This window comes from Humiphilus diazotrophicus (assembly GCF_059726315.1).
In genome coordinates, this window is record NZ_AP040870.1 from 1,426,991 (window position 1) to 1,453,964 (window position 26,974).

General features: G+C 52.2%; 19 protein-coding genes. 6 read left to right on the plus strand and 13 right to left on the minus strand.

All coding sequences use genetic code 11. The features are described 5' to 3' along the window. Positions 1-134: 134 nt before the first annotated feature. The 9 genes from AC6I7T_RS07190 to hemW form a co-directional block, all read right to left on the minus strand. Positions 135-839 carry a mechanosensitive ion channel family protein gene (locus AC6I7T_RS07190; protein ID WP_497792660.1) on the minus strand — a complete coding sequence of 235 codons (705 nt, stop codon included), beginning with the start codon at positions 837-839 and terminating at the stop codon, positions 135-137. Positions 840-865: 26 nt separating this feature from the next. Next, positions 866-2,089 (minus strand): hypothetical protein, encoded by a 1,224-nt coding sequence (locus tag AC6I7T_RS07195; RefSeq protein WP_497792661.1) that lies wholly within the window; start codon positions 2,087-2,089, stop codon positions 866-868. A gap of 34 nt (positions 2,090-2,123) precedes the next feature. Further along, positions 2,124-5,459: a maltose alpha-D-glucosyltransferase gene (treS, locus tag AC6I7T_RS07200; protein ID WP_497792662.1), complete on the minus strand. Its 3,336-nt coding sequence runs from the start codon at positions 5,457-5,459 to the stop codon at positions 2,124-2,126. Between the two features lie 25 nt (positions 5,460-5,484). Next, on the minus strand, positions 5,485-7,524 hold the full coding sequence (locus tag AC6I7T_RS07205; RefSeq protein WP_497792663.1) for an alpha-1,4-glucan--maltose-1-phosphate maltosyltransferase: 2,040 nt from the start codon (positions 7,522-7,524) through the stop codon (positions 5,485-5,487). Between the two features lie 109 nt (positions 7,525-7,633). Next, positions 7,634-8,113 (minus strand): DUF4126 family protein, encoded by a 480-nt coding sequence (locus AC6I7T_RS07210; RefSeq protein ID WP_497792664.1) that lies wholly within the window; start codon positions 8,111-8,113, stop codon positions 7,634-7,636. Positions 8,114-8,331: 218 nt separating this feature from the next. Beyond that, complete coding sequence (locus AC6I7T_RS07215; RefSeq protein ID WP_497792665.1) at positions 8,332-9,300, minus strand: quinone oxidoreductase family protein; 969 nt, start codon at positions 9,298-9,300, stop codon at positions 8,332-8,334. Positions 9,301-9,382: 82 nt separating this feature from the next. Then, positions 9,383-10,375 (minus strand): glycosyltransferase family 2 protein, encoded by a 993-nt coding sequence (locus AC6I7T_RS07220; RefSeq protein WP_497792666.1) that lies wholly within the window; start codon positions 10,373-10,375, stop codon positions 9,383-9,385. A 67-nt stretch (positions 10,376-10,442) separates the two neighbouring features. After that, complete coding sequence (gene ltaE / locus AC6I7T_RS07225; protein WP_497792667.1) at positions 10,443-11,534, minus strand: low-specificity L-threonine aldolase; 1,092 nt, start codon at positions 11,532-11,534, stop codon at positions 10,443-10,445. 23 nt (positions 11,535-11,557) lie between these two features. Beyond that, positions 11,558-12,769 carry a radical SAM family heme chaperone HemW gene (hemW, locus tag AC6I7T_RS07230; protein ID WP_497792668.1) on the minus strand — a complete coding sequence of 404 codons (1,212 nt, stop codon included), beginning with the start codon at positions 12,767-12,769 and terminating at the stop codon, positions 11,558-11,560. A 148-nt stretch (positions 12,770-12,917) separates the two neighbouring features. On the opposite strand from hemW, the gene AC6I7T_RS07235 reads away from it, so the two are divergent. Genes AC6I7T_RS07235 through AC6I7T_RS07245 form a run of 3 tightly spaced genes read left to right on the plus strand, consistent with a single transcriptional unit; the run spans position 12,918 to position 18,083 of the window. Further along, positions 12,918-14,876 (plus strand): ABC transporter ATP-binding protein, encoded by a 1,959-nt coding sequence (locus AC6I7T_RS07235; protein ID WP_497792669.1) that lies wholly within the window; start codon positions 12,918-12,920, stop codon positions 14,874-14,876. Position 14,877: 1 nt separating this feature from the next. Then, positions 14,878-16,068 (plus strand): lipid-A-disaccharide synthase, encoded by a 1,191-nt coding sequence (gene lpxB / locus AC6I7T_RS07240; protein ID WP_497792670.1) that lies wholly within the window; start codon positions 14,878-14,880, stop codon positions 16,066-16,068. Further along, on the plus strand, positions 16,065-18,083 hold the full coding sequence (locus tag AC6I7T_RS07245; protein ID WP_497792671.1) for a tetratricopeptide repeat protein: 2,019 nt from the start codon (positions 16,065-16,067) through the stop codon (positions 18,081-18,083). Before lpxB ends, AC6I7T_RS07245 begins: the two co-directional genes overlap by 4 nt. Positions 18,084-18,315: 232 nt before the next feature. Here the strand turns inward: AC6I7T_RS07245 and AC6I7T_RS07250 are convergent, their stop codons facing one another. From AC6I7T_RS07250 to AC6I7T_RS07260, 3 genes are all read right to left on the minus strand, one after another. Beyond that, complete coding sequence (locus AC6I7T_RS07250; protein WP_497792672.1) at positions 18,316-19,209, minus strand: TIGR03435 family protein; 894 nt, start codon at positions 19,207-19,209, stop codon at positions 18,316-18,318. Between the two features lie 1,028 nt (positions 19,210-20,237). Continuing rightward, positions 20,238-20,372 (minus strand): hypothetical protein, encoded by a 135-nt coding sequence (locus AC6I7T_RS07255; RefSeq protein ID WP_497792673.1) that lies wholly within the window; start codon positions 20,370-20,372, stop codon positions 20,238-20,240. 182 nt (positions 20,373-20,554) lie between these two features. Continuing rightward, entirely contained in the window at positions 20,555-23,596 is a 3,042-nt protein-coding gene (locus AC6I7T_RS07260; RefSeq protein ID WP_497792674.1) for a sensor histidine kinase, read from the minus strand. Positions 23,597-23,709: 113 nt separating this feature from the next. Here AC6I7T_RS07260 and AC6I7T_RS07265 point away from each other — a divergent pair, with 113 nt between their 5' ends. Then, entirely contained in the window at positions 23,710-24,363 is a 654-nt protein-coding gene (locus AC6I7T_RS07265) for a response regulator (RefSeq protein WP_497792676.1), read from the plus strand. Between the two features lie 176 nt (positions 24,364-24,539). Here the strand turns inward: AC6I7T_RS07265 and AC6I7T_RS07270 are convergent, their stop codons facing one another. Then, positions 24,540-25,265, minus strand: a complete 726-nt coding sequence (locus tag AC6I7T_RS07270) for an alpha/beta fold hydrolase (protein WP_497792677.1) — start codon at positions 25,263-25,265, stop codon at positions 24,540-24,542. A 489-nt stretch (positions 25,266-25,754) separates the two neighbouring features. Here AC6I7T_RS07270 and AC6I7T_RS07275 point away from each other — a divergent pair, with 489 nt between their 5' ends. Together AC6I7T_RS07275 and AC6I7T_RS07280 are read left to right on the plus strand one after the other, a co-directional pair. Next, positions 25,755-26,219, plus strand: a complete 465-nt coding sequence (locus AC6I7T_RS07275; protein WP_497792679.1) for a MerC domain-containing protein — start codon at positions 25,755-25,757, stop codon at positions 26,217-26,219. 64 nt (positions 26,220-26,283) lie between these two features. Further along, positions 26,284-26,670, plus strand: coding sequence for a Fur family transcriptional regulator (locus AC6I7T_RS07280; protein WP_497792680.1), 387 nt, complete (start codon positions 26,284-26,286; stop codon positions 26,668-26,670). Positions 26,671-26,974 lie beyond the last annotated feature (304 nt).

A 26,974-nucleotide genomic window follows, 5' to 3' on the forward strand; every position in this document is an offset into this window, starting at 1 on the left:
ATCGATCCAGTCTTCAAAGCGCCTGATTACGGAGTTTTGGGCATGGAGGTTTCACCGATGCAAACAAGTCAACGAAGCCTCCGTTACTCATCTTTGATTGCGTCCACCTGTATGCCAGCCAGCCCTGGGGGAGCTCAGAAATGATGAAGCTTTTTCTCTGGACGAGGCTCGGCTACACGCGCGCTCTCTCGCTCCAGAGAGCGGCTGACAAGATCTCGCGATCCCAGGCCTACAGCCAATGCCAGCGCCAAAACGATACCGCCAAAGAGAATTCCAAAGGCAAGATCGACAATAGAACCAGCAATTGAAAGATGATCGAGAACCATGGCCGCAGTCAAAACCATGACCAGCCACTTTACCCCGGTACTCAAAAGCCGGGCATACTGGAGGTTCATATTCACCGAGCTAATCAAAACGCTCCGGGAAAGGAACCGGGCAACGATATTTCCGATAAACAGCAGAATGACTGCGCCAATAATGCGTGGCACATACGCAAACACATAAGTTGCGACACCGGTTTCAGATGCAGCGGCTTCGAAGGTTGAGAGCCCGACCAAAACTCCCGCAGTCACACACAACCAGAAGACAACGCGAGCAGTGAGAGTGGTTGGAGTATGAGACGGAGACCACTCCGCCAGGGCTTCCGAACCACGCTGTAATCTCTCATCCAGCTTCATGGCTGTTAGAAGCTTGCGCACGAGCAACGCCAGTAGCCAGCCGAGGGCAATGAAGAAAACCATAACGACGGCAAACGCAACAATACCAGGAAGAAGAGTTGCAACCTTTGTTACAACTCTCTCCATAGATTGCTGGAGCGATATTCTTACCTGATCCCACATAAGCTTCTCCTTTGTTCCCCTGCACGTTATGGATTGAAACGATCCGGCCAACGCCAGCGCGAGACGAAGTAGGACTTATTCTCCTCAAAGGCCCGCTCTAAATCCTGTAAAAGTTGCAGTGCATTTCCATTTGTCGAACCTTGCACATAGGAAGCGACCCATCCGAGATAAAGCGGGACGAGAGCTCCAAGCAGGTGAGCACGACTGATGGGGCGCAATCGATACGCCAGAGCAAAGTCATACACAATCCGCGCCCACAGAGCATCAGGCATCTGAAACTTCTCCAGAGGCAGTTTCGACAGACGCTTTAGCTCCATTAACGCTACAGGAGGTAATACCATGGACCACACCTCCTGCAGGTTACTGAATCCGAGTAAGAATGCATCCCGCATAGGAGCCACATCGATATTGAGATCCGAATGCGGAACAGCGTCAGGCCAGCCGATCAAGCGCATAGGCTGCACCCCACGATGGCGTTGCCAAAGAGCGGCATATCGTTCCGTCTCTGCATACAAGGAACTCAATAAAGCATTGAGCACGGCGCTGAGGTCAAGGTTGTCGTTCTGAAATTGATGATTTACACCTACGTGCGCCTCGCAGACTGTGAATCCTGCTGCAACAGCTTCAATAGACGGCCAAGAGATGTCCCCCTGCATAGTGGTGGGCAAACTTGCCAAACGATCCAGCAAGCGGGTAGACATGCAAAAGTCCGAGGCAAGCGGGAAGCGCATCCGGCGGCCATACAACGCACTTACAAACGGAGAAAAGATCGCCCGATTCAGTAAACCATCGAATGGAGCCATGGAATAGAGAGGCAAGCAAAGGTCATGTTCTCCGTTCAGAACCGCATCGGCCAGAACTCGTATCATTGAAGAATCCAGGGCTCCCGGATCAGGGGCAAAAATCAGCACGGCACGAGCCTGAAGTTTTGCGGCCAGTTCAGAAAGCGATCGATAACTGGAATTCGGAACAATCCCGGGAATACCGACGGTATTTGTTTGTGGTGCAGTATAAGTATGGATAGGAATAGTCGAGGGTGACAAAGGGACTGTCGAACTTACGCGACTGCTTTCCGAGGGCAGCGCAATCGCAGAATTACTCATTGCGGGATCTTTCAATATCGCATCGGCGATGGCGGTCCAATGCTCCAGTTCCTGTGGAGCAGGCCCGGAAATAGCAATCAGTAGATCCGCCGTCTGAATCGAAATTGTGTGCCCCTCAATTGCCTCATGCTCTTCCGCTTTAGGCATAACTCTCTCTCTTCTTTGTTCTTGCGGCACGCTGTTATACCGGAAGTGATAATAGTCCGAGGAGCGGAATTCGTACCCATGTGGGCCGATTATTCAACTCATAAGTCAACTCGTAAAGCGCCTTATCCAGGACATAAGCCTCCAACAAAGCACAATAAGCAGCTTCATCCGTGGGAAGAATTGAGCTATCAGCTACAACCTTTCGATATGCCTCAAGGAAGGCTGCCGAAGTAGCACGCTCCCAAAGCTTGGCCCAGGGCTCCAAAGTTGCATAAGCATCTGCCCGCCGTGAGGTATATTTCATCAAGGCGCTGTATGCCGCGTAACCGAAGGAACGCAGCATGCCTGCAATGTCTTTCATCGGCGACTGCTTAGCACGCCGCTCCGATAAGGGACGAGCGGGCTCGCCCTCAAAATCGAGAATGACAAAGTCCGTCTTTACACGCAGTGTCTGACCGAGATGATAATCACCGTGTACTCGTGTCTTCAAAGCGCGAATCTCTCTGGACTGCAAATGACCTAAGCGATCCAGAATAGCCGAACGACGGCTCAGCACCAGAGCTCCAAGCTCAATGAATTCGTCAGGCAACTTAGGAAGGGCATCCCGCAGCGCAGCAAAGGTTTGGCTGCCATGTTCTTCCAATTGCTTCCTTAAGAGATCTAGATCCTGGGCACTAAAAGGTTCGGGAGCAAACGCCTCATCCTGAGTTGGTCTCGCTAATGCGAGATGCAACTCGGCAGTTCTGCGTCCTAGAGTTTCAGCGGCATCGAGAGACAATCCTGCATGATCCTTCGCCAACTGCATCAGCTCGGGAGCAACAGCACTGCCCAGGTGCCATGCGGACGGCAGTGTATTTGGGAAAGGCACCGCGGCAGAGCGCTCATAGTACCGATCCAGTTCCTCCAGCGTCCATTGCCATCCATCCCCTTCATTCGCCACCAATCCCTGCAACATCGCAATCGTAGCTGGCTCGGAACCGGAGGTAGAATACTCGATTGATCCACAAAATGGAGCAATACTGCGGAACTCAGTATTCTCCGTCAGGTAACGACCTATTTCAGTATCGGGATTGGGCCCCGCCTGCTGACGGCGGAACACCTTCATAATCAAGCGATCCCCAAAGAAGATAGAGGTATTGCTCTGCTCTGCCGATGACTTGCGCGGTGGCAAAACATCGCTGTGATCGCCACGAATACCGGGCAAGGCAGTACTCGGCAACCCACGAAAAACTCCCTGCTGAGAGGATATCTGCTTTGACTCCTCGATCAGATGCAATAGGTTACTCGCAACTTCCATATTGGATAGAGCGTCATAGAGGACACCTTCACCGAGTGGAGACCAGATCGAAGTCAAAATCGCATTCGGCGCAGATTCGCGTAGAGCCGTTGCCTCGTCGCCAAAGCTCAGAGACAGGGGAACCAGATACCCTTCGGCAGCCCCTTTTTCATACTCTATCGTAACAAACACAAGTACAGAACCGTGAGCTTGAACGTCGGCCCAGTCCTCTACGCGGACACGCCTCATTTCGCGCGATTTACTACCAAACCAGCGCTGCCTTTTCAGAAAACCGGGGAATAGACTCTTTTCCAGCTCCTCCTTGTTATCTCCAAAGAAGACCTCCGTCCAATTGGAGACGTCGCGCACTCGGATTCCATCTGCATTCGCAGAGGCTGGAACTTGGACTTCCTGGGGCGCAGGCTGCAATTCCAGCCAGAGAAACCCGTACGGGCCCAAAGTAAGCGGATAGGGCTGCTTGGTGATCACGGGAAACTCCACATAACCAATCATTTCGACCGGAATCATGCCCTCAAACTCTTGGAGATCCAGTTGCATTGGCTGAGCGAATCGCGAAAGATTTGCTACACAAAGGATCTGTTCTCCCTCCATCTGGCGCACGTAGGCAAGAATCTTTCGATTGGCAGGCTGGAGAAAATGCAATGTCCCCCGGCCAAAGACACGAAAAAGCTTTCGCAGAGCGATCATGTTGCGCATCCAGCTCAGCAGTGAAGACGGATCGTTCTGCTGTGCTTCTACATTCACAGCTTCATAGCCCCAGACCGGATCCATGATGACAGGGCTATACAAGCGGGCTGGATTCGCGCGGGAAAAACCTGCATTCCGATCGGCCGTCCACTGCATAGGAGTGCGGACTCCATTGCGATCGCCGAGATAGATGTTGTCGCCCATGCCGATCTCATCACCGTAGTAGAGAATCGGAGTCCCGGGAAACGAAAACAGCAGACTATTCAACAGCTCGATCCGACGACGATTGTTATCGACGAGAGGTGCAAGCCGACGGCGGATACCGATATTCACACGCATGCGCGGATCTGCGCTGTAGGCCAGATACATATAGTCGCGCTCATCATCGGTTACCATTTCCAGCGTCAGCTCATCGTGATTGCGCAAGAAGAGCCCCCATTGGCAGGACCCTGGAATGTCCGGTGTTTGCGCCATGATGTCGGTTATGGGCATGCGATCTTCCTGTCTCAATGCCATGTAGATGCGTGGCATTAAGGGGAAGTGAAAGGCCATATGACACTCATCTCCATCGCCAAAATACGGAAGCACATCTGTCGGCCACTGATTCGCCTCGGCAAGAACCATGCGGTTTGCATAGCCGGAATCTATCTCCGCTCGCATACGTTTGATGACAGCATGGGTCTCAGGAAGGTTCTCACAACTGGTCCCCTCCCTTTCGACAAGGTAGGGAATAGCGTCAATGCGTAGGCCATCGACTCCCATATCGAGCCAATAGCGCATGATGCGCAGCACCTCTTCCATGACAAGAGGATTGTCGTAATTGAGATCCGGCTGATGGGAGAAGAACCGGTGCCAGAAATATGCTTTGGCTACGGGATCCCAGGTCCAATTGGACTTCTCGGTATCCGTAAAGATGATTCGAGCATCCTTATATTTCCGGTCGTTATCGCTCCAGACATAGAAATCCCGTTCGGGAGATCCTGGCGGAGCATTACGCGCTCGCTGAAACCAGGGATGCTGATCTGACGTGTGATTGATGACAAGCTCAATCATCACCTGCAGTCCCCGGGCATGTGCTGCATCCAGAAAGGCCTTGAAGTCCTCCAGCGTGCCATAGCTGGGATTCACACTCTCGTAGTCGGAGATGTCATAGCCGTCGTCGCGCAGAGGCGACGGGAAAAACGGCAAAATCCAAAGGCAGGTAACGCCCAGATCCTGCAGATAACTCAGCTTCTGCATCAATCCGGGAAAGTCGCCAATGCCATCGTTATTGCTGTCGTAAAAAGCCTTGACGTGAAGCTCGTAGATGATCGCGTCTTTATACCAAAGAGGATCGGAAGCACTGCTTGACTTCTTAACGATTGCTTCTTGCAGAGAGCGCGCCATCTTCCTCGTCTCCTACCTGTTCATCCTAGAGGTAATAGTCAAAATCTTTCTCTGTGCGCACCTTGCGCAATACGGTAAAAACTGCAGCCGGAATCCCCTTCGGATCCAGCTCAAGAAAATTCTTGTTTCCCCGCCAAAGTAAGCGCTTCCCAGTCAGTTGATCGAAGACTTGAAAGACTTCCTCTTCTCTAAGATGCAAAGCGGCCAGATCTAATTCGATCCAGGCTCCCTGTGCATGGAAGAAATCCAGATTAACGACACAAAGAACGGTATTCCCCCCCTGAAACTCCGTCTTGCTGTAACAAAGCAGAGAAGGATTTTCGACCTTATGAAAGTGAAGGCCTTCATTCGTCTGCAGGGCTGGATTCTCACGACGAGCCCGGTTCAGGGACTCAATCAACATCTCCATCTCTGTGGCCTTCTCTAGTGGCCAGTACTTTAGCTCATATTTCTCGGAATTGAGGTATTCCTCACCACCCGGCTCTTTCGGAGTGTTTTCCAGCAACTCGAAGGCAGGCCCATAGAGGCCATAGTTCGAACTCAGGGTTGCGGCAAGAACAAGTCTCGACATAAAAGCTGCTCTGCCGCCAATCTGTAACGATTCCGGAAGTATGTCGGGGGTGTTAGGCCAGAAGTTCGGTCTGAAATATTCTCGCAACTGCGAAGTGGTCAATTCCTGTAAGTATCCAGACAACTCCCCAGGAGTATTCCGCCAGGTGAAGTAGGTATAGGACTGAGAAAAACCCAGCTTCGCTAACCGTTCCATCACACGAGGGCGAGTAAAGGCCTCCGCTAGAAAAAGGACCTCCGGATGAGTATGTTTAATCTCTCCGATTACCCACTCCCAGAAAGGAAAGGCCTTGGTGTGAGGATTATCCACACGGAAGATGCGAACCCCATGCCCGATCCAGAACAGAAATACTTCGTGCAGTGCATCCCACAGCCCTTGCCAGTTCTCGCTTTCGAAATCAAAGGGATAGATGTCCTGATACTTCTTCGGAGGGTTCTCCGCGTATTGAATGGTTCCATCCGGGCGTTGACGGAACCACTCCGGATGATCCTTCACCCAGGGATGATCGGGTGAACATTGAAATGCAATGTCCAGGGCAATATCGATCTGATACTGCTGAGCAGCTGCAACCAGCTGCTCGAAATCCTGCAATGTTCCGAGCTGAGGATGTACGGAAAGATGACCGCCCTCGGCAGAACCAATTGCCCAGGGGCTGCCAACATCTTCCGGCATAGCAGCAACAGCATTGTTCTTGCCTTTGCGATAGCTGAAGCCGATAGGATGAATCGGTGGAAGATAGAGAACGTCGAAACCCAGGCGTGCGATTCTGGGCAACTGCTGAATACAGTCCAGGAAAGTGCCGTGAGCACCTACCCCCGCCGCTTGAGAACGAGGAAAGAATTCGTACCAACTGGAAAAGCGTGCCCTTATCGGATCGACAAAAACCTTAAGTTCCCGATGATAAGTAGTCTCAAGGGCGGGATCGGGATATTGCGCCACGATTGCCGCTACCTGCTCATCCAGGGCGATTGCAGCCAAATTGTTGCCACCATGGTGCTGACGAAGAGATTGCGCCTGGTGCGATAGACGCACGGCATCTCCACCTCGCGCTCGCAACGCTGTTTGTTCCAATAAACGTGCGCCGATTTCGAGTTCGACAGAAACGTCCTGGTTCGCCTCCAGACGTTTCCGCATATCCGCGCGCCAGGTGGAGAAACGATCTATTGATCCTCGAATGGTGTAGAGATAAAAGCCGAGTTGGGTAACAGGAAATTCAGCACTCCAATGATCATTCCCCAGAGGAGTCATCGAGAGCGAATGCCAATCCGCCTCTTGCTCATTCTTGTAAATAAGAAACGCGCAAACATGATCATGCCCATCGGCGAAGACATCGGCGTCTACTCTGACGATATCTCCAACAACCCGCTTTACGGGAAAGCGTCCGCAATCCAATTCGGGTTGTACATGTTCGATGACGACGCGGTTACGTCCTGTCGACGGTTTAGGAGAAGCTGACCTGGAAGAAGTAGCTGTTGTAATCACGATCTGGCACACTCACCACCCGGCCTCTTGATCGAGGTCGCGCGCACTCATAACCAGATGCAGTTTTTTCGGGTTTCGTTCGTTAAGGATGAGGTACAGCTTCAACTTTCGTTGAGAAACATCATCTATGTGAAAAGAACCAAACACCTGCAAGCACAGCGACTACATCTTCCAGCAGACCTGCGGGAAGATTGGAAAGATGCAGCAATCGGGTTGCATATTTCCGCCCCCAATACCCCGTGACAGCTCCGATCAGGGCGCCAAAACCGCCGAGAAGAAGAGGGAAAAATACTCTGGTATGTGTCGGCAGGGACAAAGCAGCACCGCAAAAGGCTCCGGCAACAAAACGGATGAAGAGTGGGCCCGTGTCTACCCGAGAGAGTGTTCCCGGGGTCTTGTCCATAACCATTTCACTGAGAGCAAGGAGCGTAGCTACCACCAAAACGGTGCGATAGCTCAGAAAGCTAAGCGGCGAATGGCTCAGATCCAGCCATCCTGTCGCTGCGGCCCAACAGATCAGGGCAGGGCCAGTCATTGACCGTAAGCCGCAGATGCATCCCAATAAGAATGCGCCTGCAAGAAGGAATGTGAGGGAGTACACGGCCAAACCTTCTTTCGTCTATAACTTCTCCGGACTATGCCGGCACTCAAACCAACAAATCTATGGAATTACAGCTTCAATAAAGCTGTGTCGACTCCCTACCCTACCGCATTTTCGGAAAGGGGTGGATAAAAAAACGGAAACAGAGTGGCCATTCCGAAAAGGAGTAACCACCCTGGAGCAATAGAGTAGGTTCACCGAACCACAAAATCAGCGTTTTAAACTTCCAGTAACAATTTGCCTGTTGTCTTACGACCTTCCAGGTCGCGATGCGCCTGCGCCGCGTCCTGTAAGGGATACGAGTGTTCGGCCCGGACCTTCAGCCTTCCGCCCGCCACCCAATTCAGAACAGCTGAAGCACGTTCTTCCAGCTCCTGCCGGGTCTGCAGGTAGGCCCCCAATGTGGGTCTGGTCACGAACAGCGAACCCATTGTGGAGAGTTGAATCAGATCGAAGGGAGGAACAGCTCCACTCGACGCGCCATAGAGAGCCAGCAAACCACGTGGACGTAGACATCCGAGCGATTTCTGGAAGGTGTCCTTGCCGACGGAGTCGTAAACCACATCTACCCCACGGCCATTTGTCAGACGTTTCGTCTCCGTCTCGAAATCTGTCTGAGTATAGAGGATGACCTCGCTCGCTCCTGCTTCATAAGCCAATTTGGCCTTTTGCTCCGTCGATACTGTGGCAATCACGCGAGCACCAAGATGGGAAGCCATCTGTGTCAGTAATAAGCCGACACCTCCGGCGGCAGCATGAACCAACGCTGTATCTCCGACCTTCAGCGGGAAGGTCGAGTGTGAAAGATAATGAGCCGTCATTCCCTGAAGCATCACGGCAGCAGCCAAACGGCTCTCGACTCCCTCGGGAATCTTTACTAACTTTTCGGCGGAAATCGCAGCAAACTCGGCATAACTGCCCATGTCCATTGCCCAGGCTACGCGGTCTCCCACACGAAAGCGCTCAACACCGGGAGCTACCTGCTCCACAATGCCTGCGCCCTCTTCCCCTGGAATAAAGGGCAGATTTGCCTTATAGCGGCCTTCACGGTAATAAACGTCGATAAAGTTGACACCGATAGCTTGAACACGGACTAAAACCTGCCCTTCCCCTACTTGCGGAGCGGCAACATCCGTATAAGTCAGTACCTCAGGTCCTCCGGGACGAGTAACTTGGATCGCTTTCATGGCAGCGCCAGAATGCAACGAGGGCCTTGCTATTTGCAAGGCCCTCGTTGAAATAAGTGAACTCATTTTCAAAATTTTAGAGTCAGCCATCATCTCGCAACATGCTTGGCTCTTCCGGCGCACGTAAGCGAACCAGGCGGTCGATCGCATATGGAGAGCGATGGGATGCGGTGTAGTAATGCCGCACCTGCAGCTCCCCAAGAAGACCGATGGCCAGAAGCTGTATCCCGGCAACAATTAGAACTCCGGCGATCACAAACAGCGGCCCGTGCTGATCCATGATGTTCTGGTGTGGAGAGATCACCTTCAAGGCGAGCAAGTACATCGCCATTAACCAGCCGGACACGATGCCCAACGCTCCGAAGGTCCCGAAGAAGTGCAACGGACGGCTCATATACTTCAGCAGGAACCGAATCGTCAGCAGATCGAAGAAAACGCGGAACGTGCGAGAGATACCGTAATGGCTCTTTCCGCGCTCACGATTCACATTCTTAATCGGAATTTCGCAGATACTGGCTCCGTACCATGAAGCCAATGCCGGAATAAACCGGTGCATTTCGCCATACAGCGGGATATTGTGAATCACCTCACGGCGATAAGCCTTGAACGTGGTCCCAAAATCGTGAATGTCCACGCCCGAAAGCTTAGCCATCAGCCAATTCGCGCAGCGAGAGGGAATGCGGCGCATAACGAAGTTGTCGATGCGCTCTTTGCGCCATCCGCTGACAACGTCGTACCCCTCTTCCAGCTTCGCAAGAAAATTCGGGATTTCGTTAGGATCGTGTTGTAGATCACCATCCATGGCCAGAATGAAATCGCCCTGCGCGTTGTCGAAACCAGCAGCGAGAGCGGAGGTTTGGCCAAAATTACGGCGAAGCTTCACGACGAGAACCCGGCTGTCAACAGCGGCGATCTCTTCAAGCAACTTGTAAGTACGATCACTGGAACCGTCATCAACCAGGACCAATTCAAAGCTTTCGCCGATCTGCTCCATAACGGCCTTCAGCCGGTCATACAGAGCAGTGACGTTTTCTTCCTCATTATGAAAAGGAACTACGATGGAATACCTTGGCATGCTCACTCAATTATAGACTCCGCAGATTACGAAAAGGCTCAGATTAGCAAAGCCCGGGTGATAAAGATCACTTTTGATAAAGTCGCGTCAATTCCTCTTCCAAAATCTCAGCTGCAGCTACACAATCCGCACGGCTCACGTCGTGATGAGTAACAAAACGAACGGCATGAGGACCGACAGGGTTGGACAACACGCCCCGAAGCTTCATCTTCTCGACCAGAGCAGCTGCATTGCCCTGTTTCGTCAGAGAAAAGATCACAATATTCGTCTGGACTCCCTCCAGATCGATCTCCGCATGTTCCATCCGGGAAATTGCCTCACCAAGATACCGTGCATTGGCATGATCCTCAGCCAAGCGTGTCGTCATCTGTTGAAGAGCAATCAGGCCGGCCGCAGCCAGTATCCCTGCCTGACGCATGCCTCCGCCTAACGATTTCCTGAAAACTCGAGCTCTCTGGATGATTTCCCGGCTTCCCACGATCATGGAACCAACCGGCGCGCAAAGTCCTTTGGAAAGACAGAACATGACGGTGTCGAAGCCTTTGGTCAGCTCTTTTACCCCAACATTCAAGGTCGTCGCAGCATTGAAAATCCGCGCGCCATCCAGGTGGAGGGGTAAACCAGCCTCACGAGCTCCCTCCCAAATCTCTTGAAAAGTAGCCAGTGGAGTGACACTTCCCCCGGCAATGTTATGGCTGTTTTCCAGAGAAATCAGGCCCGTATCGGCGTGATGGGGATTCTTCTTGAAGATAGCCGGACGGATGTGCTCCCAAGTCAAAATGCCCCGTTCCGCATAAACAGTCCGCAGCTGGCAGCCAGAAAAAGCTGCGGCCATAGCCATTTCCCAATCCACGATATGGGCACGGGATTCGCAGATGACTTCCTGGCCATGCTGAGTATGCACCCGGATCGAAATCTGATTTCCCATGGTGCCAGTTGGGACAAAGAGAGCTGCCTCTCGACCGAAGACCTCTGCCGCCTTGGCCTCCAGAAGATTTACGGTAGGATCCTCGCCATAGACATCGTCACCAACCTCTGCAGCGGCCATCGCGGCACGCATTTCCGGAGTAGGGCAGGTAACGGTATCACTACGAAGATCGATTTTTTGAGTAGGCAGATAGGATTCTGTCGACGTAGTCACCAAGGGCTCAGTTGCCATGACTCTCCTTGCGTTATCTCTCTTCAAGCTAAAACTGGAAATTTTGAGGGGGTGTCGTCTTCTGCCAGTCCTATAAACCGTTGAAAGACCTCATTTGATAGTAATTTGCCGCGAGGAGTGAGAGACCAAGATTCTTGCCGTTTTTCAAGCAGCCCCAAGAGAACCAGCTCTTCGGCCACCGCTAAGGTAGGCGATACTGCTTCAGTGCCAAATTCCTCTTTCAGTGCTTCGGCAGAAACACCTTCCATCATCCGGAGCCCTAAGAACCAGGCCTCTTCCAGCTGCGCGGCTCGACCGAGACGCTGGACTTCAATTCCGATATCTCCTGCCAGATACCTCTTCAGATCGTCAGTGGTCGTCGCTCGGAGAACGCCCCCATCCTGCATCCGCAACATGGAAGAAGCATCGATTCCTACGCCGAGGTATGGCTTTCTCTCCCAATATCTGCGATTGTGCTGGGCTTCATATCCCTCAAGTGCAAAATTCGAGATTTCGTACTGCCTAACTCCATTATTTCCAAGTGTTTGAATGGCCAGAGAATACATCTCCGCGATATCGTCGTCGGGCGGAACCGAGGCCGCATGATAGCGGGAGCCGTGCTCCAGTACTTCCCGCCCCAACCGGGAATCTTCGTCCACCTCCAGCATGTAGATACTGGTATGAGGAGCTCCGGTCTCTAGCAGCACGGAAAGGGATTCCTTCCAGGATTCAATACTCTGGTGGGCCAAACCGGCAATTAAATCAATATTTAACGAAGAAATACCCCGTTCCCGTACTCTGGAGATATCCCTTAATGCAGCTTGCCGGGAATGAAGGCGTCCGCTTACGGCAGCTTCTCTGTCGATAAAAGACTGCACTCCGAAACTGATCCGGTTTACCCCGCACTCTGCAATCGTGTCGAAGACAGCATCTTCGATCTGTCCGGGAGCAGCTTCCAAGGTAATTTCGGCGTTCGGCAGCACCGCAAATTCACGTCGCAGCGATGAGAATAGCCGCTGAATCAACTCCGGTGAGAGAATGCTGGGGGTGCCACCGCCCAAATAGATGGAGTCCACAACTTCCGGGAGAATTGCACCCTGACGCTCGGCCAAGCTACGGGCGGAATGAAGATCCTCGATGAGCCGTTCTACGTAGCCCTGATGATAGCTCTCCGGATAGACTCCCGATGCGAAGTTGCAGTAGGTACACTTCGATCGGCAAAAAGGAACTGCAATATAGATTCCGAGTGTATCCACAACCTGCCCTTATCTATTTATTGTGTCACGGCGGTTTTCGCAAGAACCGGGGTGTTCAACCGCAATGTCCTCTAAGTCATTTAATTTGAACAAAAGTGAGCTTATATGAAAGGCTCCTTGTAGAGACCCGTAAAATAAACCTTTGGCCATGGCAGACGAGCAACAGAAAAAGAAACCCTCGCAGGAAGATGCCATAACCGGCAAAGCCTATGACCTTCGGCTGACGTGGCGACTCATAAAGTATCTGCGCCCTTACAAGCTCCAGACGATCCTGTCGATTCTCTCGGTTTTCCTGAAATCCGGCTGCGACATTCTGGGACCTTTCCTAACCAAAGTCGCGGTCGATCGGTATTTGACCAGCCACCCAGATGCGTCGACGGGATGGCTCGCGCGACATCTCAGCCCCAATCCTGTTCTCGGAATCACACAGCTGGCGCTAATCTTCTTCGGCACCCTGTTTCTCAGTTACGGCTCCGAGTTTTTGCAGACGTACATGATGCAGTGGACCGGGCAGAAGGTCATGTTCGATATGCGCAGCCAGATCTTCCGCCATCTGCAGCGGATGCATGTCGGCTTTTACGACACAAATCCTGTCGGTCGGCTGGTCACCCGACTGACCAGCGATGTGGATGCCATTAACGAGATGTTCACCTCCGGCATCTTCTCGATCTTCGAGGACATTTTCGTACTACTCGGTATCGTGATCGTGATGCTGAGTATGAGTTGGTGGCTTGCCCTCATCGCTTTCTCGGTCCTGCCTCTGATCTTGTTGGTAACCCACGTCTTCCGCAAGCACGTCCGAGAGAGCTTCCGTAGGGTTCGCTCGGCAATTGCCCGGATCAACAGCTATACCCAGGAACATATCAGCGGCATGACGGTCGTCCAGCTCTTCAATCGCGAGGAGCAGTCATTCCGGGCTTTTGAGGAAGTCAACCGGCAGCACATGGTGGCCTTTAAAGACACCATCCTGGCCTATGCCTACTACTACCCCGTTGTCGAGATGCTGAGTACTATCGCTATCGCTTTGGTGATCTGGCTAGGGGGCAACAGCGTAATTCAAGGCGGAGTCTCGCTCGGAATCCTGGTCGCTTTTATGCAGTACTCCCAGCGCTTCTTCCGCCCGATCCAGGACCTGAGCGAGAAGTACAACATCCTCCAATCGGCAATGGCGGCTTGTGAGCGTATTTTCAAGCTGCTCGATACCGAGCCGGAAATCCTTCCCCCCGCATCGACGAAGCGCGGAGATAACAGTAACCGCATCGAATTTCGTGACGTCTGGTTTACCTATCAAAAGCTGACTCCAGAACAGGAACACCGCATCGCCACCGCATCGGTCGAAGAACTCGCAAAGGCATCCGATATCGAGTGGATCCTCAAAGGCGTCTCCTTCGTCATCGAACCAGGAGAAACAGTGGCCATCGTAGGTCATACCGGTGCCGGAAAAACGACAATTACCAGCCTGATGATGCGGTTCTACGACGTACAGAGGGGACAGATCCTCGTCGATGGTATCGATGTCCGTGAGCAGGACCTGACGGAGCTACGCCGTCATTTCGGAGTCGTCCTTCAGGATCCTTTCCTGTTTACTGGAACCATTGCCGAAAATATTCGCCTCGGATCGGATTGGATTACAGACGAACAGATGCGGCGCGCAGCGGATGACGTAAATGTCCTGGACTTCATCGAATCTTTGCCCGAAGGGTTCAATGAGCCGGTAAGAGAACGCGGCAACGGACTCTCTACCGGACAGAAACAACTGATTAACTTTGCCCGAGCCCTGGCCCACAATCCACACATCTTGATTCTGGACGAGGCGACCTCCAGCGTCGACACCGACACCGAGTTGAGGGTACGCTCTGCCCTGGAGAACATGGTCGTCGGACGGACATCGGTTGTCATTGCTCATCGGTTATCCACGGTACAACGCGCCAATACGATTCTCGTCATGCACAAGGGGCAGCTCCGGGAAAAGGGTGCTCACCAGGAATTACTCTTCAAACGTGGTATTTATTGGAAGCTTTATCAGCTACAGTACAAGGACCAAGAACTTCCTTCCCCTATAGGAATGGAAGCTGCCCCGCAGCAACTTCCAGCGGGAGCAAATTGAGATGAGAGCACCAAGGATTTTTCTCTCCGCTGGAGAGGCTAGTGGTGAACATTACGGAGCCCTTCTCATCGAAGCATTACGCCGGTTGGCTCCGGACGCAGAGTTCTTTGGAATGGGTGGCCAAAGGATGGAAGCTCTCGGTTTTAGACGGATCGTCCGCTCGGAGGATGTCGCAGTCATGGGCATAGCCGAGGTAGTCCGGCATCTGCCCCGCATCTATGGCGAGTATCGCAAGCTAAAGAGCTACGTACTGTCGAATCCCCCAGATGTCGCTATTCTGATCGACTTTCCGGATATTCATTTTAAGCTGGCAAGGCATCTTCATGAGCACGGAATCCCAGTCATCTTCTTTGTAAGCCCTCAGCTGTGGGCATGGAAGAAGCATCGCATTCGTCTTGTGCAGCGTGACGTAGATCGGATGTTGGTGATCTTCCCCTTTGAAGAGGACTTTTACCAGAAACATGGAGTCACGGCAACCTACGTCGGGCACCCATTGGCCGACCTGCCCCTTCCCTCCATCAGCCGGGAAGACTTCGCTTTCGAATATGGCCTGAATCCGTCCAAGGAATGGATAGGATTGCTTCCGGGCAGTCGCGCAAAAGAGATCCAACTGAATCTGCCAGAGATGCTTCGAGCTGCAAAACAATTAGGGGAAGACTGTGAATTCTTGCTACCCATTGCCCCAACACTGACGGAGAAAGCGGTAGCACACCTACGCTCGATGCTGGCCAATCAGGCCCAAGGATTACAGGTCACTCTCGTAAAAGATGCTCGGGGAGTGCTCTTTCACTCCCGCGCGAGTATAGTTGCCAGCGGCACGGCCACGGTGGAAGCGGCCTTGATTGGTAATCCCTTCCTGGTTGTTTACCGAGTTTCTTCACTTACTTTTGCCATAGCCAAACGCATCGTCACGGTACCATTTGTTGCTATGGTGAACCTGGTAGCCGAACGGGAGGTAGTTCCGGAGCTAATCCAGGATGAGTTCTCCGCTGACAATGTCGCCCGACATCTGCGCGCTTTGTTGCATGATGAAAACCGGCGACAGCAAATGATTGCCGACCTGGCTATGGTGGCAACTAAACTAGGTCGAACGCCGGACTCGCGTCAAACGGCTATCGAACGCGCCGCCGGCATCACAATGCAGTTGATCCAACAGAACCAGAATGATCTGTTCATGAGCCCTGCACGATGAAAATGGTCAATTACACTGGATTTTCTAATTCTCTCCGCCGCCTTGTCCTTGCTTCAGTGGCCATCGCTGCCACATGCCTTCTTTCTGCGCCCCATCTGTACGCGCAGAAACCCGGTATGCAAGTCAACGGCTACGTCATTGATGCGGATTTGGATCCTGCAACGCATCACCTTGCGGCTACCGCCAAAGTTACCTTTACCCCGCTGGACAATCTCGATACGGTCATTTTCCAACTGCACAATTCCCTGCGGGTATCCAAGGTAACCGATCAATCCGGCAAGATCCTCTCAGGAGAAAGGGGCCAAGATGCCACAATTCGCCTGACTCCGACCGCTCCCTTAACCAAGGGGACTGCCACCACCTGGACCTTCCAATATGAAGGAACGTTAACTGGATCCGAAGACGGGCCGGTTGAAGGGCTCAAGCTGATAGCGATCAACGATCCGATCAGCTATCTGCTCTATCCCGGACGCTGGTTCCCCATGACCGGCTATCTCATCAACCGCTTTACGGCGGAAATGCACATTCGGATTCCATCGGGATATCGGGTCCTGAGCAGCGGAGGTCTTGGAGCCGGCCGTCCAGTCACTGCCAACGGCAAGTCGGCAATGCAGTTCGACTTTAACTGGACAAAGCCGGGCTTTCCAGGAACCATCATTGCCGGCAGGTTTGACGAACCCTCGGCTGTCTCCGGCGCAACCAATGTTCGCGTTTATCTGACAAAGGACCGTCAAAAGGATGCCACCGGGTTGGCACAAACCGCCGCCCAGGAATTTGAATTCTTCACCAACCTCTTCGGCGTACCCGAATCTCATCGCCTGAACGTGGTTGAGTTGCCGGACGATACTGTTCCAGCCTTCTGGGCTCCGGAGCTGGCGGCAATTTCAGGCGCACATACTGGCGGAGATAAAGCAAGCGCCCGCCTCCTCGCCAACACCATGGCCCGCCAGTGGTGGGGTAACCAGGTAAGTCCAATGAGCCTCAACGATGGCTGGATCACCAACGGAATGGCCCGCTATGGCGAATTGATGTATGTGGAAGAACAGAGTGGGAAGGCCGCCCTATCTGCTGCGGTACTCGATATCTCGGCAGGAGCTCTGGCCTATGACACCATTCCATTGAGCAGTGTTGGGCGCCTGAATCCCTTCTCTCCCGAGTATCAGTCGATGACTCTCGATAAGGGAGGCATGGTTTGGCATATGCTCCGCTGGCAACTTGGCGACGACGCTTTCAAGAAAACCCTCGTCGGTGTTCTTTCCCAGTACACGGACAAAGGAGTTCGTACCAGTGACGTCCAGAAAGTCGCCGAGGCACAGTCACAACAGCAGCTCACTCCCTTTTTCGCGCAATGGCTCGACGGTACCGGAGCTCCGCAGTTCAACAATAAGTACGCTGTCTATCGTTTGGGCAACAACAAGGGCTTCCGCACCATCGGTGAGGTCAATCAGGACCTCGATCTCTTCCGTATGCCAGTGGAACTGCGTATCGAAACAGACGGCAAAACTGAAATTCAAAAAGTCGATGTAGTGGGAACAAACTCACAGTACACGGTCGATACCTTTGGACGGCCTCGTCACATTACCATCGATCCTGACAACTGGCTGTTGAAGAATAATCCAGACCTGCGTGTTCGAGTATCGATTCTCCGTGGTCAGCAAATGGTGGCACAAGGTGATATTGCCGGTGCATTGCAGGAATTCCAAAAGGCACTGACGGCAAACCCACAAAGCTCCCTGGCCAGCTACCGTATCGGCGAAGCACTCTTTACGCAAAGAAACTATCAGGCCTCCGCTAACGCCTATCGTGATTCGCTTCGCGGGGATGGAGAACCACGCTGGACTGAAGTCTGGAGCCACATCCAACTTGGCAAGATCTTCGATGTCACAGGTCAGAGAGACCGCGCTGTAAACGAATATCGCCAAGCGTTGCAGACTAACGACAACACACAGGGCGCACTAAACGAAGCGCGCCAGTATCTGCAAACACCCTATAAACGAACAGAGTCAAGCGAATAGATAACGATAAGCTTCGTTGTAGCAACATGCACTTTCAGAAACTCTAGGCCATATACCTGCCGTACAAGGATGTGGCCTAGGTTAGTACAGTGTTTGATTTTGCTGCTAATTCTGCGCAGTCGTTTTCGCAGAAAACCGTTCTCACCAATGCGGTTAAAAAGTCGATACATCGTTCAAGCTTTGGTAAAAAAGAGCAACCTCGCTCAGACCAGAAGATTGGGAGACTGTGATATCAGTTGCTCGATGGCATCTCAAGATGATCGATTACAACTGTCCGAGTAGAAGTCTTCACCGGCTTTAGCGTTAGTCCAATGTCATCTACGAACAATTCGCTTGATTGTTCTGGTTCAGAGTCCGTATGCTCGCCTCGTTTCGCAAGGACAAAATCATACTCCCCGGTGAGCCCGGTTTTATCTACGATCGGGCGTGAAGAATAGTGAGATAGATATCCTGCGAGCCCTTCCATCGAAAAACCATAAAAATGTGTCTCCATCGTACTCCCCGCACCTGAGAAGCTAATGGCACCGCCGGTCGACACAGGAATACTGCCTTTGGGAAGGGCAACTCCTGCAACAGTTCTCTTCATCTTGGGTCCATGTTTTGTGACCATCAGAGCAAAGGATGATACTTCGGTTGATGACAGGTGCACCGCAAGTTTGCAGCGCTCCCGCAGCGCTGACTGCAACATCTCGCTCAGCATCTCATGGCGTGATCCTTGTCTTTTCCACGCCTCAACATCCTTGACAGACACCCTAGCCTCAAGGTCATAGAGTAACTTCGTAGCCCAAGAGGGCATACCTGTAATTTGGTTGTTAGTCCAATACGTCATGTCGCCCGGAACATAGGCCACCATGATGGTGGTCCAAAGCGATTGACCCCTTGCCGCGTACCCATTCGGCAGAATAGCGGTTGTTCCTCCCTGCGGGGTTCCAGGTCTGCTCGGACGAATCGAAAAGACTTCAAAACTCATAGGCTTGCTCTTTGAGGGGACCTTCCCTGTTGGCAGGGTGGAACGTTGCTGAGCATCCGCCATCAGCGAGACGTTGATAATGGGCGACATCAAAGCAGAAGCCACAAACACGCGAGCTAGAACGGATTGGGCTGACAGGTGTTTTGTTCGCAACACGCAGATTTTCCTTTCTCGTATTCGGCATCTACCGATACTTGCTTTCAGTGCACCAGCACCACCGGCGCGCGCCAGAATACTACTTTTGAAGTGACAATGCCTGCTTATTGAGGCGATCAAGCACGCGATCTTACCGCGCTCATTCAACGGGGAAACAACAACGGCTCAATCTGCCATTAAAGGACGAGATCTACATATCGACGCTCCAGATTTTCAACTGCTGTATTACGCGCCCATCGCATCAATATCTCAAGGGTGGATATGGCAGGAAGGAGCATTCGGTGCTTTCTCTGCTCTGTAACTGCTTTGGTCTTTGTACAAACTGAAAGCGCTATCATCCTAGACACGAGCCAAGGCTATGTCAAGGGTTAATCGTTGTCAAAAGAGCCAAGTCCGGGTAAGTAGTTAAACGTTGTCATAGCGCGCTACCAAATTTGATCAGATTACCGGCCCGATGCGGCGTACTGGATTATGAGTTAGGACCTCGGTAACTCCGAATGAGTTCGGGCGATTGAGCTATCCGTCATCGTCCGAGTCTTTGAAAGAGGAGAGGGGCATCCAGCCTCTCATGATGGAGGAAAGTACAAATGGAGGCATTTAGTAGAAAATGTCTTTCAAAGGCTGGAGGAATTAAGCAAATTGCCATGCGTGCCCGAAAAAACGGATCTCTGATTTTCTTCCATGATTCACCTGCTTGCTTCTGTTATTCGTACAAGATAAACATCAACACTCGCCAGGGAACTGCTGAAAAACATTGAGCTGTAATTGAGTTATTAAGTAGTGGAGCAAAGCTTTAACATAACGGGTTCAAAAGCAGAGTGAGGGGGGATTTTCCCTCCAGAAGGACACACTTGTGCCAAACGGACTTTCACCGAACCAAAGATGCACCTGAGGATGCGGAAGAACCATTTCTTTAGCTCGCACGCACGACTTCGTCCGATCCTTGCGCTTTTGCTCTTCGTCTACGCGCCTCCGTCTTCACCCGCCGCAAGGCCATATCTTGGGCTCTCGGTGCAGATTGGTGAACCTTATCCCTCTGCCCTGTCGATCCAGTTCTCCAGAAGACTCGCCGTAGCAAGATCGCTAGCGGCATCGCAGGCTTCATCGGTCGCACGCATGTAGCTTGCTAACAAAGCGTTGCCGTCGCGGAGGAACTGTAGCATGTCGCGCGCTCCCTCTTTCGAGGAAAGTCCAAAGCACGAGCATTCTAAAATCGGCATTTGGGAGTGTTTCAGGCAGAATGTAAGGCCGAGATGAAGAACAGCTCTGTTGCATGAAGAGTGTTGAAAGTACATACCCTCGTGAATTACTGGCGTAATCGCTTCAGTAAGTGAACCGGCTCCGATTACATGCTTCTGGCATAGGCAGTCGCTGCCCTCAACTTGAGCTCGATTCTGGTGCCGCGGGGATCCGCAGGGCTGATATGCAGCACTGCGCCGATCTTTCGAGTACGCTCTTGCATACCGACTAGTCCCCAATGATTATGAGTCTTCTTATTCCCAAACACGTCTTCGGGAATACCACACCCGTCGTCGCTGCACACGAAAACCAAGTGGCGGCGCGAGAAGATAATTTGACATTTGATCGTAACGGCTCCAGCGTGCCGAAACGCGTTGGCGATTGCTTCACGGGCAATCATGCGTATTTCCTCGTGTACAACGGTTTGCAGAGCTGTTGGAGTTCCTTTCACAGAAAAGTGGAAAGCCGTCGTACTTCCTGAACTAAGGTCTTCACCAAATCGGCGTATTTCAGCTGCCAAATCATCACCAGATTCAGCTTCTGACCGAAGGGCGCTAACCCTGTCACGCCCTTCCTGTAAGGCCCTCTCGGAACGCGTCAAGCTCTCCTCGAGCAATCTTCTCGCAGGATTATCGGGTGATAACGTGTCAGTAATCACCTGAAATCGAAGGACGAGCATTTGGAATCCCTGAAGCAGAGTATCGTGGAGATCTCTTGCTATCCGCTCACGTTCGATAAGGCGTTCGCGAAGCCTCGCCTCAGTTTGCTTGTTCATGTCATGAAGGCGGATCAGGAACAACGCCCAAAGAAGCATGGCGAAGATCAAAACAGACAAAGTTCGGAACCAGATCGTCTGGAGAAAGGTCGGCGGAATTCTGAAAGTTATTGAGGTACCCGTGTTGTTCCAGACACCATCATTATTTGCCGCGATGACGGTGAACGTATAGGTACCCGGTTCGAGATTGGTGTAGAAAGCCTGCCTGCGTGTTCCAGCGTCTTTCCATTCCTTATCTAAACCGATAAGTTGGTAACGGAAGCGATTCCGTTCCGATAAGGTAAGACTCAGCGCTGTATAGTCAAACGAGACTTCACGCGTGGCCTTTGGGAGGGTCAGATCGTAGTAGGTCGAATAGGTTCGTCCATTGGCATGCAAAGCACTGATGAAGACAGGGGGCGGCAAATCGTTCTTTGCAAGATGAGCCGGATCGATCATGGCAATTCCGCCGAATACAGCGAACCACAGCTTGCCGTCACCACTGAGCACCGCCCCGGTATCGGATGCAGATGATCTGGGAGGCCCTAGTTGCGTACCGAAATCAGTTGCAGCATCAAAGCTCCGATATTGCACCGCGTGCGAATGATCGCGAAAGAAGGCTGCTAATTCGTTTTCTGGAATTTGTATGACGCCTGTCGGCCCTTTGAGCCAGAGGCCGTCGTGCTCTGTTGGAATAACTGCGGTTGCATTCTCGAAAAGCTGTCCGTCTATAGCCTGGATAGCTTGGAATCGTTTCCCCTCGAAAGCGCCAAGTCCCCTTGTGCCAGAGATCCACACCTGTGTACCAGATGCCCCTCCAGCGATTGGATTTCCCAGATCAAGTCCGTGATCAGGAGTAAAGAAGGTGCGCGTTGTACCATTGATCGAAACGACGGTGTTACGGGCATAATACACAAGCCATGCGCGCCCGAGTCCGTCGATGAATTCAGTATCCGGAGAGATATTTTGATCGCTTCCGTTGAAGACGGGAACCCTCTCCCATCTGCCATCCTTCAAGGTGTACTCACCATAGCCACTGATGCTCATCCACAAGCGTCCTGTCGCATCGGCAACGATTCCATCGATGAGGGGTCCTTTGATGCCAGGGGGCGAAGGCACCTTCGTTAACCTGCCGTCTTGATCCATCCAAAGTGCGCGACTTTCCCAGCTTGGATCAGACTGCATGGATGCCCAAAGCGTGCCTCTTCGATCCATGTAAAAAGTTCGCGTGAACCAAGTGCTAAGGCGATATGGCTTGCTCTCGTGTAAGGGGATCAGGAAGGGAGAGGCCTTATACTGACTGGCCCATACCTCTGCATGCGGCCCAACAATAAGGTCTGACGGGGTATGTCCCAGATTGATCTGTGTCACGCTTCGATCGCTGAATCGATCTAATCCGTTGGTTGTGCCTACCCAGAGGTTGCCCTCCCGATCCTGGAAGATTACGTTCGTCTCATTGCTGGAGAGACCATCTGCCAGTCGGAATTGATCTTTCTCGAACTGGTCTGTGGTGATGATTCGACGTTCATCAACCAGCCCGGGAGAAGTACGAAAAAGACCTCGGTCTGTCGCTATCCAAAAGGAACGGCTACGGTCAAAGCGGATGCCGTATATACCTTGCAGAGGCCTGCCGGATATGGTGACATACCCCGTGTCCGGATACTTAGGTAAGTGAAAAAAATGATGGGTAGCCGGATCTGCGATCCATATCGATCCGTCTGTACCCACACACACTTGATTCCATGTGCTGATCTTCACCGAGGTCGGCTGAAATTCTCTCTTTCCACGAAGAAGAAAGTGGACGGACTCACCGCCAGTAGCCCACAAGTTGCCCTCCCCATCAACAAGAACTCTTTCCGTTGAAGTGGCGGGATAGTTCCAATTGGATCCAATCTTTTCCCAATGACCGGCTGAGAAACGGGCTAGCCCCGCAATGGACTTTTGACCACCACCCGCTTTCCCTCCGCCCGATAATGTGAGCGCGGCCCAGATTGCACCGTCCGGTGTCTGCGCGAGACTAGTCACCCGCCCGTAGGGCATTCCTTGCTGCTCCGAATAAAAAAAGGCGGTGTCCTGCTTCAGGAAGGCGACACCATTGCGATAGCCCACCCAAAGGCCACCATCGCTGGTTCCAAGAAGTGCTCGCACCTCCAGGATCGGGGGATCGCCTGCTGATCCTAGAAATGGTTCAAATTTCAATCCATCGAAACGGTAGAGCCCCGTCGATGTGCCGATCCAGAGAAATCCATCCGTAGTTTGGGCAAGGGAGTACACGACACCGCCGAGACCCGAAGCCTCATTCCACGAGGAATGGCGCATCTGCTTGATTGGTCTACTGGGATCCGGCCCGGAAGCCTCCACTTGAGGCACAAGAAACAGAAAAAGAACGCTCACAGTAATTCGCCACCGTAACCGCACCGGGTCACGATGGGGTTTCACATGACACGTTTTCGAGGGCTGATCGTATTGCCTCTGAGATATCATGAAATCACTGGCACCTAGATCGAATGCTTTCCTTCCCCGCGATTATGGCGACCAAAGATAAGATCCGCGTCCTATGTGCTGATGACCATCCGTTAGTACACGATGGTATCGCCTTTGCACTGCAATTTCAGGAAGATATGGAGTTCGTCGGATCCTCCTCTAGCGGCCAGGAGGCGTTAGAACAGTTTAGGAAGCTCCTTCCGGACGTAACCCTAGTAGATTTACAAATGCCGGGGATGGGAGGGCTCGAGACTATAGAAGCTATTCGACGTGAATTTCCCAAAGCACGCATTATTGTCTTGACGACCTACTCCGGGGATGTACGGGCTGCGCGAGCTGTTTCGGCTGGCGCTGTGGGATATCTTCTTAAAAGCTCACTTCGTACTGAACTCGTTCGCACGATAAGGGAAGTACATCAAGGATTACGGTGTATACCTCCACAAATTGCAGATAGCTTGGCGCAACACTACGAAGCAGACGACTTGACGGATAGAGAGATCGAAATCTTGCGCTTGGTTGCCGCCGGTAATTCGAACAAGCGCGTCGGTGATTGCCTTTCCATTACAGAAGAAACAGTAAAGAGTCACATGAAGAACGTGATCAGCAAGCTTGGTGCTAGCGACCGGACTCACGCAGTACAAATTGCGATGCAACGTGGCTTTCTTGCTCTCCCTTAATCGCAAGATTGCAGTTCGTGCCTGAGCTGGCACTGTCTTCCCGGATATGGTTCAAGCCAGCCGTAAGCCGCTTCAGCTGGAAGGCCTCCCCCGGAGGCCTTTCCAGCTGAAAACGAAGATGTCCGGATCGAGAATCTTCTTCTCAGTCATCGCGGTAGCAGCTTTTTGCATCACGGCTACGCTAGAGTTCCCGCAGGTTCCATGGAGAACTTCTCCGCTACCGTAGCAGCGGCCTTTCGGATCACTTCGATAACTACATCCGGCTTAGAAAGCATGGGTACGTGACTGCTTTCGACCTCAATCACAGTCGCTCCCATGCGCTTCGAGACCCACCGTTGGAGATCGGGGTGAACGGTATGGTCCTGCAGGCATAAGATGTACCAGCTAGGCTTCGACTTCCATGGGGTACTCTTGACCGCACACCGAGTGAAGAGGTCGGCGCGAGGGGGAAAATGTGTCGCCCAGACGAGTTTCTGCTCTTGTTCGGACAGATCTCCGCAGAAAAACTCGGTCCCGTTCGGGAGCATCCAGGCGTACCCATCCTTGACCTCTACGCGAGAAAAGATATCCGAGGGATACTTGTTGAGTTGGTCCTGCACGGTCTCACCGGCATCTGGCGCAACTGCTCCAATGTAGACGAGGCCGGCGACGCGCTCATCGACTCCAGCGGCGGTGATGGTGGCGCCCCCGTAGCTGTGCCCGACCAAGAGAGCAGGGCTGCCAACTCGGTTGAGCGTCCGCTTCACCATAGCGATGTCCTCTTCAAAATCTTCCAGGCTGTATTGAACCGCAATGACCTCATAGCCGTCCGCCTGCAATGTGGGGATAACCTTGCTGAAGCACGAGCCATCGGCCCAAATGCCGTGGCAGAACACGATGGTTGGTTTACGTTGCTTGGTCATGAGTTTGCTCCAGTTCTTTGAATTTGGGGATAGAATTCTGCAACCGTTGCGCGCCGTACTTCTTTCCTGGTGGGGATACAACAGCTGTTCTCTTTCCGCATCTGCAATGCCTTGCACCACGCAGACGGCTCAGAACAGTCACAGCGTATGCCTCGACCAAGCACTAGTCCTCCCTCTTTCGAGGGATACCCTTAAAAGACTGGCTTATCCACTTGCCGTGAAGTCGCTCACTTGTACCTGTACCGCAACCCTCAGTTGGCGATAACAGGCTGCTCAATGAATTCGACTCAGATTCGCCTGCAGGAAAGGTCTCGACAAAATGAGCACGGCAATCTAGACGTGTTGGGTTCCCGGCTGCTGCTGGAACTGGGCATTGTTCAAACCGGCATAAGGGGAATTGGCCAGGTTGCTGAATAACGAATTGCCGCGCCCAAAAGATTCTGAAATATTTGCGAACCATTATTGATAACGATGTATCATTATCAATGTATGAAGACGAAAGCAGAACATGGTTATCGCATAAACGCAGACTTCTGGGGCGTTGTACTCTCAGTTCTCTGTCTGATTCACTGTCTGATCTTTCCTCTTCTTATTGCTTTTGCCCCAGCATTGTTAAGCAAACTTCCAGGTGACGATACAACTCACCGTATCTTCATGCCCCTGATTGGGCTAGTAGGATGGTTCGCCTTTCGCAGTGGATACCGCCAACACCGGAAACGAAGAGTTCTATTCCTCTTCTTCGGTGGAATTACGCTGATTTCGGTCGCAGCCCTTCTGGGCGAAGCCGTGCTGTCAGCAACCGGAGAAACATTGATCACAGTTTCAGGGAGCCTGCTGATGGTTGTGGCCCATCTTGCTAACCGAAGTTTCTGCAGAACCTGTGCCGTTCAAGGATGCGAACATCATTTCAGCTTCACCACGGAAAACAATATGGCGCAATCGGCAGAAGAATAGCGAAGTACGAAGTGGAGTAAAGATCTTTGCAGGCTTGATAGCATAGATCTCAATTGGTACGGCCATGACCACGGAAAAACGAAATACAAGGCAGAAGTCCGCTATCAGAGATGCCTTTGTCGAAGCCAATCGCCCGCTCTCCCCAGAGGAGGCTCTGGCCGGAGCGCAGAAGCATCATCCGACACTGGGGATTGCAACTGTTTATCGAAATATTCAGCTATTGATTGAAGAAGGATGGCTGCAACCGGTAGAGACTCCCGGAGAATCAACCCGGTACGAGGTCGCAGGAAAAGCACATCATCATCATTTTCGCTGCAATCATTGCGGACGTCTCTATGAACTGGAGGGCTGCATGGTGCAATTCAAACATAAGTTGCCACGCGGCTTTCGTACAACCGGCCATGAGTTTTTTCTCTATGGCACGTGCGCAGACTGTTCAGCACACGCTTAGAGCAATCCCAACGTAGCTGCAAATAGTTTTCCCGTTGGGAATAGATTTACGATCTTTGTACTTTATTAAGTTATATTGATTAACAATGCTGATGAGAAACCCTAACCCGAGACCGCAAAAGCCTTGGTGGGTAATTCTCTGTTCCTTCTGTATTGTCCTCCTCCTGTTAGCCGGAATCGTGCAGGTCACACACACGCACCTACGGGAACAGGCACAGCATGATAGCTGCGCTCTCTGCATGACCGTGCATGCATCGGTCGATACAGCAGAAACAGCGCCTATCCTAATGCCCATATTGGAGGAA

Coding starts and splice junctions, on each gene's coding strand:
- AC6I7T_RS07280 (WP_497792680.1), top strand. CDS start 26,284: ATGACCACGGAAAAACGAAATACAAGGCAGAAGTCCGCTATCAGAGAT.
- AC6I7T_RS07245 (WP_497792671.1), top strand. CDS start 16,065: ATGAAAATGGTCAATTACACTGGATTTTCTAATTCTCTCCGCCGCCTT.
- AC6I7T_RS07265 (WP_497792676.1), top strand. CDS start 23,710: ATGCTTTCCTTCCCCGCGATTATGGCGACCAAAGATAAGATCCGCGTC.
- AC6I7T_RS07190 (WP_497792660.1), bottom strand. CDS start 839: ATGTGGGATCAGGTAAGAATATCGCTCCAGCAATCTATGGAGAGAGTT.
- lpxB (WP_497792670.1), top strand. CDS start 14,878: ATGAGAGCACCAAGGATTTTTCTCTCCGCTGGAGAGGCTAGTGGTGAA.
- AC6I7T_RS07220 (WP_497792666.1), bottom strand. CDS start 10,375: ATGCCAAGGTATTCCATCGTAGTTCCTTTTCATAATGAGGAAGAAAAC.
- AC6I7T_RS07215 (WP_497792665.1), bottom strand. CDS start 9,300: ATGAAAGCGATCCAAGTTACTCGTCCCGGAGGACCTGAGGTACTGACT.
- AC6I7T_RS07235 (WP_497792669.1), top strand. CDS start 12,918: ATGGCAGACGAGCAACAGAAAAAGAAACCCTCGCAGGAAGATGCCATA.
- treS (WP_497792662.1), bottom strand. CDS start 5,459: ATGGCGCGCTCTCTGCAAGAAGCAATCGTTAAGAAGTCAAGCAGTGCT.
- AC6I7T_RS07255 (WP_497792673.1), bottom strand. CDS start 20,372: ATGCTACAGTTCCTCCGCGACGGCAACGCTTTGTTAGCAAGCTACATG.
- ltaE (WP_497792667.1), bottom strand. CDS start 11,534: ATGGCAACTGAGCCCTTGGTGACTACGTCGACAGAATCCTATCTGCCT.
- AC6I7T_RS07270 (WP_497792677.1), bottom strand. CDS start 25,265: ATGACCAAGCAACGTAAACCAACCATCGTGTTCTGCCACGGCATTTGG.
- AC6I7T_RS07195 (WP_497792661.1), bottom strand. CDS start 2,089: ATGCCTAAAGCGGAAGAGCATGAGGCAATTGAGGGGCACACAATTTCG.
- AC6I7T_RS07275 (WP_497792679.1), top strand. CDS start 25,755: ATGAAGACGAAAGCAGAACATGGTTATCGCATAAACGCAGACTTCTGG.